At 48.5% G+C, this 291-nt stretch carries 1 protein-coding gene; it reads left to right on the top strand.

Annotated features, from left to right (window positions below):
- Nucleotides 1-30 precede the first annotated feature (30 nt).
- On the top strand, nt 31-291 hold a 261-nt coding region (locus LI114_RS13905; RefSeq protein WP_227221156.1), incomplete at its 3' end, for a transposase.

The following is a 291-nucleotide window of genomic DNA, read 5'->3' as shown; positions in this document are numbered from 1 at the left end:
ACAAGAGATCACGGTTTAAGCGAGAAGGAAATGGAGCTTGTGAAGCTCATCATGGCGGAGTGCGAAAGCACAGGCGATATTCAGGCTAAACTCAAGCGTTTGTTTGCAGGAACTATCGAGCAGATGCTTGAAGCTGAGATGGACGAGCATCTGGGTTATGAGAAGCATTCTGCCGCAGGCAACAACTCCGGAAACAGCAGAAACGGTTACGGCAAAAAGACCATTTCCAGCGATTACGGCGAGTGTGAAATAGCCGTTCCCCGTGACAGAAACGGTGAATTTGAACCTAAA

Source organism: Ruminococcus sp. 210702-SL.1.03 (genome assembly GCF_020559915.1).
Taxonomy (GTDB): Bacteria; Bacillota; Clostridia; order Oscillospirales; family Ruminococcaceae; genus YE71.
Note: the sequence above shows the minus strand (reverse complement) of the source record. Positions and strands in the feature narration are given on the sequence as shown.